The organism is Kitasatospora sp. NPDC057965 (assembly GCF_042887135.1).
Classification (GTDB): domain Bacteria; phylum Actinomycetota; class Actinomycetes; order Streptomycetales; family Streptomycetaceae; genus Kitasatospora.
The window spans coordinates 15334-28751 of the sequence record NZ_JBHVPZ010000033.1; the positions used below are offsets into that span (position 1 = coordinate 15334).

The 13418-nt window shown below is 76.5% G+C and carries 13 protein-coding genes; 1 reads left to right on the forward strand and 12 read right to left on the reverse strand.

Features of this window, described 5'->3' with window-relative positions; all coding sequences use genetic code 11:
* Nucleotides 1–238 precede the first annotated feature (238 nt).
* The 5 genes from ACFVVU_RS32230 to bldG form a co-directional block, all read right to left on the reverse strand.
* Nucleotides 239–700: a DUF3592 domain-containing protein gene (locus ACFVVU_RS32230; protein WP_387793691.1), complete on the reverse strand. Its 462-nt coding sequence runs from the start codon at nucleotides 698–700 to the stop codon at nucleotides 239–241.
* 222 nt (nucleotides 701–922) lie between these two features.
* Nucleotides 923–2455 carry a methyltransferase gene (locus tag ACFVVU_RS32235; RefSeq protein WP_380687714.1) on the reverse strand — a complete coding sequence of 511 codons (1533 nt, stop codon included), beginning with the start codon at nucleotides 2453–2455 and terminating at the stop codon, nucleotides 923–925.
* Nucleotides 2456–2658: 203 nt separating this feature from the next.
* Nucleotides 2659–3360, reverse strand: a complete 702-nt coding sequence (locus ACFVVU_RS32240) for a small secreted protein (RefSeq protein ID WP_380687712.1) — start codon at nucleotides 3358–3360, stop codon at nucleotides 2659–2661.
* A 147-nt stretch (nucleotides 3361–3507) separates the two neighbouring features.
* Nucleotides 3508–3927, reverse strand: a complete 420-nt coding sequence (locus ACFVVU_RS32245) for an ATP-binding protein (protein WP_355360229.1) — start codon at nucleotides 3925–3927, stop codon at nucleotides 3508–3510.
* A 176-nt stretch (nucleotides 3928–4103) separates the two neighbouring features.
* Nucleotides 4104–4445 (reverse strand): anti-sigma factor antagonist BldG, encoded by a 342-nt coding sequence (bldG, locus tag ACFVVU_RS32250; RefSeq protein WP_355360232.1) that lies wholly within the window; start codon nucleotides 4443–4445, stop codon nucleotides 4104–4106.
* A gap of 222 nt (nucleotides 4446–4667) precedes the next feature.
* Between bldG and ACFVVU_RS32255 the strand changes: the two genes are divergently transcribed.
* Nucleotides 4668–7238, forward strand: a complete 2571-nt coding sequence (locus ACFVVU_RS32255; RefSeq protein ID WP_387793694.1) for a DEAD/DEAH box helicase — start codon at nucleotides 4668–4670, stop codon at nucleotides 7236–7238.
* Here the strand turns inward: ACFVVU_RS32255 and ACFVVU_RS32260 are convergent.
* The 7 genes from ACFVVU_RS32260 to ssd all read right to left on the reverse strand — a co-directional run bounded on the left by ACFVVU_RS32260 (nucleotide 7233) and on the right by ssd (nucleotide 13036).
* Nucleotides 7233–7697 carry an Rv3654c family TadE-like protein gene (locus tag ACFVVU_RS32260; protein ID WP_380714693.1) on the reverse strand — a complete coding sequence of 155 codons (465 nt, stop codon included), beginning with the start codon at nucleotides 7695–7697 and terminating at the stop codon, nucleotides 7233–7235. The two genes, ACFVVU_RS32255 and ACFVVU_RS32260, sit on opposite strands and share 6 nt — an antisense overlap.
* Nucleotides 7685–8140, reverse strand: a complete 456-nt coding sequence (locus tag ACFVVU_RS32265; RefSeq protein ID WP_380685553.1) for a TadE family type IV pilus minor pilin — start codon at nucleotides 8138–8140, stop codon at nucleotides 7685–7687. Before ACFVVU_RS32265 ends, ACFVVU_RS32260 begins: the two co-directional genes overlap by 13 nt.
* Entirely contained in the window at nucleotides 8130–8417 is a 288-nt protein-coding gene (locus tag ACFVVU_RS32270; protein WP_380685551.1) for a DUF4244 domain-containing protein, read from the reverse strand. The genes ACFVVU_RS32265 and ACFVVU_RS32270 overlap by 11 nt, the downstream gene beginning before the upstream one ends.
* 37 nt (nucleotides 8418–8454) lie before the next feature.
* Nucleotides 8455–9273, reverse strand: coding sequence for a type II secretion system F family protein (locus ACFVVU_RS32275; protein ID WP_387793697.1), 819 nt, complete (start codon nucleotides 9271–9273; stop codon nucleotides 8455–8457).
* Entirely contained in the window at nucleotides 9270–10358 is a 1089-nt protein-coding gene (locus ACFVVU_RS32280; protein WP_380685547.1) for a type II secretion system F family protein, read from the reverse strand. Before ACFVVU_RS32280 ends, ACFVVU_RS32275 begins: the two co-directional genes overlap by 4 nt.
* A 210-nt stretch (nucleotides 10359–10568) precedes the next feature.
* Nucleotides 10569–11912 carry a TadA family conjugal transfer-associated ATPase gene (locus ACFVVU_RS32285; RefSeq protein WP_380685545.1) on the reverse strand — a complete coding sequence of 448 codons (1344 nt, stop codon included), beginning with the start codon at nucleotides 11910–11912 and terminating at the stop codon, nucleotides 10569–10571.
* Nucleotides 11912–13036: a septum site-determining protein Ssd gene (ssd, locus tag ACFVVU_RS32290; protein ID WP_380685543.1), complete on the reverse strand. Its 1125-nt coding sequence runs from the start codon at nucleotides 13034–13036 to the stop codon at nucleotides 11912–11914. The genes ACFVVU_RS32285 and ssd overlap by 1 nt, the downstream gene beginning before the upstream one ends.
* Between the last annotated feature and the right edge of the window lie 382 nt (nucleotides 13037–13418).

Genomic DNA, 13418 nt, shown 5'->3' on the forward strand with positions numbered 1-13418 from the left:
GACGACCCCACCAGCGGAGTGTGACCGTACCCCGGCCACCCTTGTCAAACGGACGGATCCCGCAATTTCACCGGCAAGGCCGACCGACGCCACTCGAACGGTAACCCGAGGGCGACGCGTCGCGCCCTGCGGAGGGGGGCTTCGGCGGGTTTCGAAGGATGGAATGACGGATTTCGAAATCTGTCAACGGAATATCGGGGCGACCGCCGGGGTCCACGGGACCCCCGGCGCGGGCGGGCTACCCGGCGCTGAGCAGCAGAAGCGCCCCGGCCGCCAGGCAGCCGAGGCCGAGCACCGTCCACAGCAGGTCGGCGAGGACGGTCCGCGGGCCGATCTCCTCCGGCGCGAGCACCGCGCGGGCGGGGCGGCGGGGATCGTAGGCGATCCGGACGGAGGTGCCCGGGACCAGCCGGGCCGGGCGGCGCAGCGGAGTGTGGCCGCGCGGACGGGTCAGCACCAGCTCGCACGCCTCGACGGCCAGGACACCCGGCATTCCTCCGCCGCGCGCTCCGACGGCCGCCGGCTCGGTGGCGAAGGAGAGCAGGGGTGCGCTGTCGAGCGCGCCGTGCGCGTCGGTCTCGGCGACCACGGTCGCGACGGCCGGCCGGCCCCGGCGGCGTACTCGGTGGCGCAGGCGCGCTTCGGCGGCGCACCAGAGCAGCAGCGCGCCACCGAAGAGGACGAACACCGTGCCCCCCACGGCCGCCGTCGTCGTTTCCACCCCAGCCGCCCCCAGCTCTGTCCACAGCCTGTGGACAGAGCCTCACAGTCCAGGGCCAACGAGGGGAAGACGTTCGGCGAACGGCCGACGAACCGGGGGAAGCCGGGAAGTGAACCGGCGACGCCCGGACCGCCTGCGCTCGAACCTCCGGCGGCCCGGGCGTCGCCGGCGCTCGGACCGCCTGGTTCGGGCCGCCGGCGCTCAGACCACCGGCCGGATGAACCCCTGCTCGGTGAGCAGCCGCAGCGACTCCGGCACCCGGTCCCGCAGCACCACCCGGTCCTCGCCCAGCAGCTGGGCGATGGCGTCGACGATCTCGCCCGCCGACAGCGTCCCGTCGCAGACCCCGACGAAGCCGGCGCCCACCGTGTCCACCTTGGTGGCCCGGCGCATGCCGCGGTTGTGACGCAGGATCACGTGCTCCGGGTCCTCCGCCCCCGGCGCGCCCACCTGCTCCTGGACCACCTCGTCGGCCAGCACGTACCGCGCCGCCAGCAGGCCCGCGTCGTCGTGCGTGCGCAGGAAGTCCTGCCGGTCGAACCACTCCTCGATGTGCGGGCCGAGCGGCTGCTCCACCGGGTGCGGCCACTCCTCGACCCGGACGGTCGGCCGCTCGGCGCCGCTCGCCCGCAGGGTGATCCAGCCGAAGCCGATGCCCTCGACCCGGCCGGCCTCGAAGGCGTCCAGCCACTCCCCGTACCGGGCCCGGTAGTCGCCGCCCGGCCCGCGGTGGTCGCCGCCGTCGCGCAGCCAGAGTTCGGCGTACTGGGCCACGTCCTGCACCTCGCGCTGGACGATCCAGGCGTCCAGGCCGGTGCCGGCCACCCAGCCGGCCAGTCGGTCGTGCCAGTCCTCGCCCTTGACGTGCTGCCAGTTGGCCAGCAACTGACAGTAGCCGCCCGGTTCCAGGTGCTCGGCGGCCGAGCGGACCAGGCTGCGGCAGAGGTCGTCGCCGGCCATCCCGCCGTCGCGGTAGGTGAACCGGCCGGCCGGGGAGATCACGAACGGCGGGTTGGAGACGATCAGGTCGAACCGCCGCTCCCCCACCGGCTCGAAGAGGCTGCCGGCGGCGGTCTCCGTGTTGTCGAAACCGGACAGCGCCAGGGTCAGCTCGGTGAAGCGCAGCGCCCGCGCGTTGAGGTCGGTGGCGGTCACCCGCTGGGCGTGCCGGGCGGCGTGCAGCGCCTGCACGCCGGAGCCGGAACCGAGGTCCAGCGCCGAGCGGACCGGCCGGCGCACGGTGATGTTGCCCAGCGTGGTGGACGCGCCGCCCACCCCGAGCACCAGGTCCTTGCGGGCCACGCCGTGCGCGGTCTCGCCGGAGCCGATCCCGCCCGCGCCGCCGACCGCGCAGCCGAGGTCGGAGACCACCCAGGCGTCCGAACCCGGCAGCCCGGCGACCTCGTTGGCGTACGGGCGGACGTCCACGGTGGCGCGCACCAGCTCGCCGTCCGGGCGCAGCCAGCCGTCGGCCAGGCAGTCCTCCACCGGCAGCGCGGCGGCGGCCGCCTTGTACGGCACGGGCTGCTGCAGCAGAAAGAGCCGCACCAGCGTCTCCAGCGGGCTGCCGCCACGGGTCGCGCGCAGCGCGGGCACGGCCTCGCTGCGGGCCAGCGCCGCGTACCCGGTGGGCCCGAGCAGGTCCAGGCAGCCGTCGGCGGTGTACGAGGCGGCGAGCAGCGCCTCGCGCAGCTTGGCGAGGCGGGTCGGGTCGAGAGCGGGGCTACTGATCACCCCGCCATTGTCCCCCGCGCGGCCCCCGCACCCGTCCTTCCCGCCTTCGCCGAGGCGCTCGCGGAGGCGCCGGCCGAGGCATTCGCGGGCGCGCTCGCCGAGGCTCCCGCCGGTGGGTCGTCCTCGCCAACGCCGACCACCCCCTCGGCGGCCGGGGCCGAGGGGGTGGGGGTGCGTTCGGTCAGCGTTCGGTCAGCGTTCTGTCAGCTCGCCGAGGGGGCGGCGGCCGGGGTGGAGGGCGCGGCGGCGGGGTCGCCCGCCGGGCTCGCCCCGTCCGTGGCGCCCGCCGCGGGCGCGCCGGTGGCCGCGTCCGTCGGCGCGGCGGACGGGCTGCCCGTCGAGCCACCCGTCGGCGCGGCGGCCGCCGTACCCGGCTTGCACCCCTCCTGCTTGGCCATCGCCGCGCCGAGGTCGCCGCGCTGCAGCTTGCCCTGCGCCTGCGTGGAGAGCGCGGACAGCTGCTGGATCTGGTCGGCCACGCTGCGCAGCCCGTCGGCGAACTTCGACTGGTCGTCGACGGAGAGCGCGTCCAGCTTCTTCTGGATCTCGACGTAGCCGTCGGCCGCCTTGTTGAGCTCGGCGACGGTGTCCTTCTGCAGGGTCGCGCCGTCGTCCACCTTGGGGGCACCGGCCTTGTCGATGGCCGCGGCGATGTCCTGGTTGGTCTTGGCCAGCTGGCCGAGGTCCGCCGAGAGGCGCTTCTGGAGGTCGGCCGGGACCTCGCCGGTCTTCACCTGCGCGGTGTCCGCCAGCGCGGTCTGCGCCTGGGCGATCGGGTCCTTGGCGGCGCCGCACACGTTCGCCGACCAGGACTCCAGCTGCTTGCTGTTGTCGTCGCCGCAGCCGACGGCGCCGAACGCCAGCAGCGCCCCGAGCGCGGGTACGGCCAGCAGTCGCTTGTTCACCGGGAGAAGCCCTTTCGGTTTCGGTCGTCGAACTGCGAACCTACACGGCCGCCGTTCGACTCCCGGTCCCCGCCCGGGCCGCCCCCGCTGTGCTGTGCGCGCGGCCTCCCGCTCGCCGCGCGCCACTCGCCGGTCCCCGCGCGCCGCTCAGAGCGCGAGGGTGTCCGCCGAGGCCGGCCAGCTCATCCGGATCAGTCCGCCGTCGGCACCGGCGGTGACCTCCAGGTCCTCGACCAGGCCGGTGAGCACCGCGAGACCCAGGGCGTCCTCGTCCGGCTCGGCGCCATCCGCCGCACCGGCGGTCGGGACGGTGTCGAGACCGGCCTCGTCCTCGACCTCGATGAGGAAACGCTTCTTCTGGTCGATCAGTGCGACGCGCACCGCGCCCTTGACGTCCCCGCGCCGGTGCAGGCCGACCGCGCGGGAGCACGCCTCGCCCACGGCGAGCCGCACCTCGTCGAGCACCGACTCGTCGACCCCGGCTCGCCTGGCGACCGCCGCGGCGACCAGCCGGGCCGTCCGCACGTGTTCGGGAAGCGCGCTGAATCGAAGTTCGACGGTTGCCATCTCTTCCCCCTCGGGGTGCTCCGACCGGGGCCGGTCCACGGCCCCTGCGGGCCGGTGTCGACCGGCCCTGGGGCGACCGGACGGGCCGGGGCGCGCGGCCCCGGCTCCCGGACGCATGGGAATCGGGCGGACCGGCCGCTGAGGGCCGGCCCGGCCGGGTCAGTCGGTCCTGCGGATCAGTCGGTCGCCTGGACCGCGTCGTCCACCGAGCTGTGGATCGGGAAGACCTTGGTCAGACCGGTGATCCGGAAGATCTTCAGAATGCGCTCCTGGTTGCACACCAGGCGCAGCGAGCCCTCGTGGGCACGCACCCGCTTCAGACCGCCCACCAGCACGCCGAGGCCCGTGGAGTCCAGGAAGTCCACGCCCTCCATGTCGACGACGAGGTGGTAGCTACCGTCGTTGACGAGCTCGACCAGCTGCTCGCGCAGCTTGGGGGCGGTGTACACATCGATCTCGCCGCCAACCTCGACGACCGTGCGGTCGCCGACTGTACGGGTCGACAGGGACAGGTCCACGGAACCTCCAGCACCTTGCCTTGCTACGTCATTGCGATCCTCGGCCGGACGGCCGTCACCGCATGGTCGCGAGCTCCGGGCACGCCCAGCCAGTGCGTGGCGAGCCTCAGCGCTGCGACCCCCGGCCGTACGGCCGTCACGGCCACATTCAACCACCTGCGACCATGCCCGCACGATGGCTTAGGACGATTCTCCGTCACGCCGGTGACACACTGGGTCCTCATGCCGCCGCGTCACAGCCTGCCCGAGGCACTGCTCACGACCCTGTCCACCACCCGAGGGCGGTCGGACCGGCTCACCCATACGGAGCACCTTCCCGCCCGGCGCGCCCGGTATGCGCCGTGGCCCGACTGGATCCGGCCCGAGATCACCGCATCCGCCCAGGCCATGGGTGTCCGGCAGCCCTGGGCCCACCAGGCCGAGGCGATGAACCTGGCCAAATCCGGTCAATCTGTGGTGATCGCCACAGGGACCGCCTCGGGCAAGTCCCTCGGCTACCTCGGACCGGTGCTCTCCGACCTGCTGGACGGCACCGAGGCGCGCAACGGCCGGGGAGCCACCGCGCTCTACCTCGCCCCGACCAAGGCGCTCGCCGCCGACCAGCGCCGGCGGGCCGCGGAACTCGCCCCGCCCCGCGTCCGGGCCGCCCTCTACGACGGCGACACCCCGCCCGAGGAGCGCGAGTGGGTCCGCCAGTACGCCTCCTACGTCCTCACCAATCCGGACATGCTGCACCGCGGCATCCTGCCCGCGCACGCCCGCTGGTCCTCCTTCCTCAAGACCCTGCGCTACGTCGTCGTCGACGAGTGCCACGGCTACCGCGGCGTCTTCGGCTCGCACGTGGCCCAGGTACTGCGCCGGCTGCGGCGGATCTGCGCCCGCTACGGCTCCTCGCCCGTCTTCCTGCTCGCCTCGGCCACCACCGCCGACCCGGCCGTCACCGCCCGCCGCCTCACCGGTCTGCCCGCCGAGGCGGTCACCGAGGACGCCTCACCGCGCGGCCCGATGGTCTTCGGGCTCTGGGAGCCCCCGCTCACCGAGAACGTCGGCGAGAACGGGGCGCCGGTCCGCCGCACCGCCACCGCCGAGGCCGCCCACCTGCTGACCGACCTGGTCGAGCGGGAGACCCGCACCGTCGTCTTCGTCCGCTCCCGGCGGGCCGCCGAGCTCGTCGCCCTGCAGACCCAGGACCAGCTCGGCCGCCCGCTCGCCGACCGGGTCGCCGCCTACCGCGGCGGCTACCTCGCCGACGAGCGCCGGGCCCTGGAACGCGAGCTGCACTCCGGCCGGCTGCTCGGCCTCGCCTCCACCTCCGCCCTCGAACTCGGGGTCGACGTCTCCGGTCTGGACGCCGTCCTGATGGCCGGCTACCCGGGCACCCGGGCCTCGCTGTGGCAGCAGGCCGGCCGGGCCGGACGCGAGGCCCAGGGCGCGCTCGCCGTCCTGATCGCCCGGGACGATCCGCTGGACACCTATCTGGTGCACCACCCGGAGGCGCTGTTCGCCACCCCGGTCGAGGCCACCGTGCTCGACCCGGACAACCCGCACGTGCTCGCCCCGCACCTGTGCGCGGCCGCCGCCGAGCTGCCGCTCACCGATCCGGACCTGGAGCTGTTCGGTCCCTCGGCCGCGCCGCTGCTGCCGGTGCTGGAGCGGCGCGGACTGCTCCGCCGGCGCGGCGACGCCTGGTACTGGACCCGCCGCGAGCGGGCCGCCGACGCCGTCGACCTGCGGGGCAGCGGGGGCAGTCCGGTGCAGATCGTCGAGGCCCCGACCGGCCGGCTGCTCGGCACCGTGGACGCCTCCGCCGCCCACACCACCGTGCACACCGGGGCGGTCCACCTCCACCAGGGCCGCAGCTACCTGGTCCGGGACTTCGACCTGGAGAACTCGGTCGCCCTGGTCGAGCCCGCCGACCCGCCCTACACGACCTCCGCGCGGGACATCACCTCCATCTCCGTGCTCTCCACCGACACCACCGTCGACTGGGGCGAGGGCCGGCTCAGTTTCGGCTCGGTGGAGGTGGTCAACCAGGTGGTCGGCTACCTCCGCAAGCGGATCTCCACCGGCGAGATCATGGGCGAGAGCAAGCTCGACCTGCCGCCCCGGACCCTGCGCACCCGGGCCGTGTGGTGGTCCGTCACCGAGGACCAGCTGCTCGACGCGGACATCCCGCCCGACCAGCTGCCCGGCGCCGCCCACGCCGCCGAGCACGCCTCGATCGGCCTGCTGCCGCTCTTCGCCACCTGCGACCGCTGGGACATCGGCGGCGTCTCGGTACCGCTGCACCCCGACACCGGGCTGCCCACCGTGTTCGTCTACGACGGCCACCCCGGCGGGGCTGGCTTCGCCGAACGCGGCTTCCGGCGGGCCGTGCAGTGGCTGACCGCCACCCGGGAGGCGATCGCCGCCTGCGAGTGCGAGCGCGGCTGCCCGTCCTGCGTGCAGTCGCCCAAGTGCGGCAACGGCAACGATCCGCTGGACAAGGCGGCCGCCGTCCGGCTGCTGGACGTGCTGCTCGCCGGCGCCCCCGGGACCGCCGCAGATCCCGGCCGGGACGGAGGAGCCGTACGGGACCGAGGAGCCGTACAGGACCGAGGAGCCGACGGGGACAGGCCGTCCGGGCACCCCGGACGCCCCTCGCCGGCGCGGGCGGCCGACGGCCCCGAGGAGGCCGCCCGGGCCGCGGAGCGAGCTGGGACGTCGGAGGGGAAGCCCGGGGAGGGGCCGGGGGAGAAGCCAGGGTCGAAGGGGCCCACCGGCGAGGGAGACGGCCCGCCGGGAGCCTCATGAGCCACCCCCGATCGGTCCGGATTCGCCCAGCGCGGCCCGCGCCTCCTCGTCCGTCGGCGCCACCGGCGCCCTGATCGGTCCGGCCCGGGACCGTCCCCGGGCCGGACCGACCGGCAGGCGCGACGGCAGCCCGGCGACGGGCACCTGCGCCACCACCTCGACGGCGTCCGCCGCCCGGTCCACCGCGCAGGAGACCACGACGGCCGCCTGCGCGGCCGCCACGGCACCGGCCCGGCCGCAACCTCCGTCCGCGTCCAGCAGCAGCCCGTCGGCCGCCGCGAGCGCCGCGAGGTCGGCGGCGGACTCCGCCCGGTGGCGGGCGCCGAGCACCGCGCCGACCGAGAGCCCGGCGCTGCACGCCAGACAGCCGAGCAGCGCGCAGGCCAGCAGCCAGACCGTCGCCGATCCCGCGTCGGACCGGCGCGCCCCGAGACGCGCCGGGACCCTCAGCCCGCCCACGGACCCGCACCTCCCTCCGCTCCCCGCAGGGTGTCCTCCCGGGCCGCGACGGCGGTGGCGCTCAGCCGCACCGCGAGCACCTCCGCGAACCGCCCCGGCGCGCCGTACGGCGCGTCCACGGTGACCCGCACGGTGTCCGGCGCCAGATCGACCTGGACGGCCGCTCCCGCCGGCGCGGCCGCCCGCGCGGCCCCGGCGGCATCGGCCTCCCCGCGCGCGGCCGCCCTGGCGCCCACCCGTGCCGCGTCGACACAGCGGAGCTGGGCGGCCGCGGCGAGCACGGCCCAGACCAGCAGCACGCCCAGCAGCACCAGCGCCGGCAGCGCGACGGCGGTTTCGGCGGTGACGAACCCACCGTCGCCGCGCCGTCGCCGTCGCGGCCGCCGCGGCCGGAGCGGGCGCCGCAGCCGGAGCGGGCGCCGCGGCGGCCGGTCAGGCCGCATGGAGCGCCCGGTCCAGGACGCCGGCCAGCGCCTCCAGCACGGCCGTGCTGGTCGCCACCTTGTACAGCCCGGCCGCCAGGGCGCACGCCCCGAGCGTGCCGACCGCGTACTCCGCGGTCGTCATCCCCGCGTCCGAGCCGCTCCGGGCCCGGATCCGGTGCCGGACCTGGTGCCGGACCCGGTGCCGGATCGCGCCCGCGATCCGGTGGGCCGGCCCGCCGGAAGCGGTGACGGGAGCGACGACGGCCACGGCCACGGTCTTGATCGCCACGTTCATGGTGTTCCTCCTTGCGTCGAATGGATCCGGTGTTGCGTCACATCGCGTGCGAGAAGCGGCCGGTGAGCCCCACGACCACCGGGGCCACCCCGATCAGGACGAAGGCCGGGAGAAAGCACAGCCCGAGCGGTGCCGTCGCCAGCACCCCGGCCCGACGGACGCGGGCGTGCGCCGCCCGGACGGCCTCGGCCCGCCGGCCGCTCGCGAGCCCGCAGAGCGCCGCCGCCGCAGGGGCACCGCTCAGACTCGTCCGAACCAGGCACCGGGACAGCGGTGCCAGCGGCGGGTGTTCCTCCCCGAGCCGGCGCCAGCAGATCTCCGGCGGCGACCCCAGCGCGAGTTCCGCCGCCGTCGACAGCAGCCGCCGGCCCATGGGCGCGTCCACGCTCGCCCCGACCGCCGCCACCGCCGCCGCGGGCGAGGCCGCCGACCCGAGACAGGCCGCCAACAACTCGGCGGTGAGCGGCAGCTGTCGCACCAACCGCGCCTCCTCCAGCGCGGCCTGCCGCTGCGCCGGGGACCTCGCCCGGGGCATCCAGCGGTGCAGCACGACCGCCAGCAGTCCGCCGGTCACCAGGCCTCCCGGTCCGCCGAGGAACACCGCCGCCCCGAGCCCGGCCGCCAGCGCCGTCGCAGCCCGCCGCGCCCGACCCGGAACGACCGGGCTCCCCCGCGCCGCCGCCCAGCGCCCGGCCCGCCTCGGCCGGGGCGGATCGGCGGTGCCGAGAAGGGCGTCGGCCCGTCGGCGTGCCCGTCTGCCGGGCCGGGCCGCACCGACCGCACCGACCGCACCGACCGCACCGACCGCACCGACCAGCAACACTCCCGCGCCGGCCGGATCCGTCAGCCAGGTCATCCGCACCCCACCTCCCGGCGGAACGCCCCGCTCGGCCGACCCGGCCTGGCCCGGGTCCGGGTGATCCCGCACCGCCACTCCCCCGCCGGCGGCTCGGCCTCCTGCACCGGGGCGGAGCCCAGGGCGCCCTCGGCGGCACCCCGGACAATGCGGGCGGTCCACGCCAGGCCCAGTACCTCCAGGGCCGTGCCCGCCGCCAGGGAGGCCAGCCCGGCGGGCGTGTGGAACAGCACCTCCAGCGGTCCGGCCCCGAGAGCCGCGCCCAGCAGCAAACCGGCGAGCGGCAGGGCCGCCAGCACCGCGATCGTGGTGCGCGGTGCCGCCAGCTCGGCGGTGATCTCCTCCGTGAGCGCCCGCTCGACCCGCAGGGCTTCGGCCACCCCGTCCAACCCGGCCGCCAGGCCCGATCCGCCGGCCGAGGCGACCTCCCAGCAGGCGGCGACCGCCGCCGCCCCGCTCCCGCCCGGCAGTTCCGCGAGCAGCCGGAACGCGGCGGGCACGTCCGCGCCGTACCGGCCGGCCGCGAGCCTGGCGACCGGTTCGGCACCGAGCCTGCTCAGCGCCACGGGATCGGCGGCGATCCGCGCGGTCGCCAGGTGCAGGGCCTGTTCGGGCCTCGCCCCGCCGCGCAACTCGCCCGCCAGCCCGGCGCAGAGCTCCACCACGGCGGACGCCCGGTGCCGCGCCTCGGCGGCCGTCGCCCGCCGCAGCCGCCACCGCCGCACCGGCAGGACGGCCGCAACGGCCACCAGGACCGGGACCGGTGATCCCGCCGCCCCGCCGGCCGCCAACCCTCCGGGCAGGAGCAGCAGTTCGGGAGCGCTCCGAAGGGACCGCCCGAGCCCGCCCGACCACCGCACCAGCTCAGCCACCGCACCGCGGTCGCCGCCTCCGACGCCGTCGCCGCCTCCGCTGTCGACACCGGCGCCGGCATCACCCGCCAGCACCGCCCCGGCTCGACGAACGCCCGCCGTCCGCCGCCTCAGCCCGCACCACGCCGCCACCGCGGCCCCGCACAACACCAGCGCCCACCACAGCGCCGTCCCGTCCACCACCACGACCACCACCTCCCTCGCCGTCGCCACCAACGCCACTCCGCCGCACCACGGACCCGAAGGCCGTCAACCCCGCACTCCGGCGCCCGACATCGACCGCTCGGGCGCCCGGGCCGGCCCGGCCGCCACCACCGCGATCCCCGCGCCTCCTCGGCCCGCCGCCCGGTCCGAGGAGCAGCAGGGCTCCCGCCGCAAAGCCGCCCATCAGCAGCGCGAACGCCGCCTCCGCCAACCCGGCCGTCACGACGGGCCCTCCTCGACGGCGGCTCCCCGGGCGGCGAGCAGACCGGTCAGACGCTCCCAGCCGGGGCCCGGGACGGTGGCGCCGTCCGCCGTGAACGCCACCGCCGGGGTGGTGACGGCGAGCCCGCGCCGGTCGCCGTCCAGGGTGTGGATCTCGGCGACCCGCCGGCGCCCGGTCGCCTGGTCCCGCACCAGGTGCACCACCAGGTCGAGGGCGGCGCGGAGTTGGCTGTGCAGGGCCGGACGGTCGAGCCCGGCCAGCGAGCCGAGCGCCTCCAGCCGGACCGGCACGTCCGCCGCCGTGTTGGCGTGGACCGTTCCGGTGCCGCCTTCGTGGCCGGTGTTGAGGGCGGCGAGCAGGTCGGCCACCTCGGCACCGCGCACCTCCCCGACCACCAGCCGGTCGGGCCGCATCCGCAGTGCCTGGCGGACCAGGTCCCGCAGGGTGAGCTCGCCCAGCCCCTCCTGGTTGGGCGGGCGCCCTTGGAGCCGCACCACGTGCGGGTGGTCGGGCCGCAGTTCGGCGGAGTCCTCGGCGACGACGATCCGCTCCTCCGGACCGACCAGACCGAGCAACGCCGCGAGCAGCGTGGTCTTCCCCGTGCCGGTGCCCCCGCTGATCAGCAGCGAGAGCCGGGCCCGCACCACGGCGGCCAGCAGCTCGCCGCCGCGCGGCGGGAGCGCCCCGCCGGTCACCAGCTCGTCGAGACCGAACGGCCGGGGGCGGCACACCCGCAGCGAGATGTGGGTGCAGCCGGCCGCGATCGGCGGCAGGACGGCGTGCAACCGGGTGCCGTCCGGCAGCCGGGCGTCCACCCAGGGCCGCGCGTCGTCGAGCCGCCGCCCGGCCGCCGTGGCGAGGCGGTGGGCGAGTCGGCGCACCGCCTCCGGGTCGGTGAAGCGCACGCCGGTGGCCCGGCGCAGCCCGCCGCCCCGGTCGAACCAGATCTCGTCCGGTCCGTTGACCAGGACGTCCGTGACGTCGGGCGCCGCCAGCAGCCGTTCCAGCGGGCCCGCACCCACCAGTTCGGCGCAGAGCGAGCGCACGGTGTCCAGGACGTCGTCGCCGCCGAGCGGCGGCCTGGCGGCGCGCAGGGCGGTCGCCACCGAGCCGGCGGTCGGCGGCGACCCGGACTCGGCCAGCCGCAGCCGGACGGCGTCGACCAGCGCGGCGGCACGCTCCTCCCGCGCCGTCCGGCCGTAGGCGTTCGGTTCGGCCCGGGGCGCCGGGACGCTCCCGGGACCCGGGACGCTCCGCAGCCCGCGCCGCTCACCCGGCCCGGGCCCGCCACCACCGCGGTCGGCACCCGGACCGTCGTCGGACCTGCGCAGACGCACCATCAGGCGACACCCCCCTCGACCGCCGGCACCGGCGGCAGCACCTCGTCCAGGAACGCCCCGCAGAAGCGGGCGAGCGGCCCGCTCTCCCGGATGCCGGGCGGTACGCCCTGTTCGAGGTCGACGGCCAGTCCGGGCTCCGGCTCCAGCACCCCGGCGAGCTGCATCCGCAGTCCCCGGGCCACCCGGTTCGGGGGGATCCCGAGGGGACCCGGCGGCCGCACCACCGCCCGCACATCGTCCAGCCGCATCCGGACGGACGCGGCCACCCGGTCGGCGGCCGCCACCGCGCGCAGTTCGGCCGGCACCACCAGCAGCGCCGTGTCGGACTGCTCCAGAGCCTGCCCGGCCGCCGGATCCAGCCGTCGGGGCACGTCGACCACCACGAGTCCGCCCCGGCGGCGGGCGGCGGCCAGCACGCTGCGCATGGCCTCGGGCGGCACCGCGAGGGTGTCGCTGCGGTCCCAGGACAGGCAGGACAGGGTCCGGAGCCGCTTGAGCGCGGGCAGCGCCCGGGCCAGCTCGGCGCCGTTCACCCGGCCCCGGGAACCGGCGAGGTCCGGCCAGCGCAGGCCGGCGGCCGTCTCGCCGCCGAGCAGGATGTCGAGGCCGCCGCCGAGCGGGTCGCCGTCGACCAGCACGGTGTGCAGGCCCCGGCGCGCGGCGGTGACCGCGAGCGCGCAGGCCAGGGTGGAGGCGCCCGCGCCGCCCCGCCCGCCGAGCACGGCGACGGTGCGCGCGGGAGCGCCCACCCCTTCGGCGGCGTCGGCGACGCGGTCGAGCAGCCAGGCCTCGGCATCGGGCAGGAACAGCACGTGCTCCGCGCCGAGTTGGACGGCCCTGACCCAGACACCCGCGTCGTCGAGGTCCAGCCCGAGCAGCAGCACCCCGGGTCTGCGGGGCAGCCCGGCGCACTGTCCGGACCGGTCGTCGCCGACCAGGACCAGCGAGGCGCCCTCCCACAGTTCGCGCGGCGGCGGCTCGCCCCGGATCAGCCGGGGCTCGGTGCCGGCCGCCGCGCAGATCCGCAGCAGCTGCTCGGCCAGGCCGTCGTCCCCGGTGAGGACGAGCGGCCCGACGGGCTCCGGCCCGCCGGTGGTGGCGTGGTCGGTGATGGGCTTCGTCATGCGGGCTCCCCTGTCGTCCTGGTGTCCGGTCGGTCCGGCAGCCGGTCGCCGGGCCCGCGGCACGGACCCGGCGACCACCGCCGGACATCACGGTGGACGGTGATCCGGATTCCGTCCGCCTGGTTCCGAATCCCTGTGGACAACTCATGGGCTGTGGACGAAAACGTTCACCCGCACGGGGGGCTATTGGACAAAGAATTGACGAAACGGGCTCACGGAGATGAACCGCCATACCGACGCGACCGGATAGCACCGCGCGGACCGCGCGCTCCCCGGGGCAGGTCCGACCGCATTCCCGAAGCGGCCGGGGCCGGCGCCGACCATGAGCGACGCCCTATGAACCATCCACTGAGAGTGACGAAAACGTGCGACCGCCCCCGTT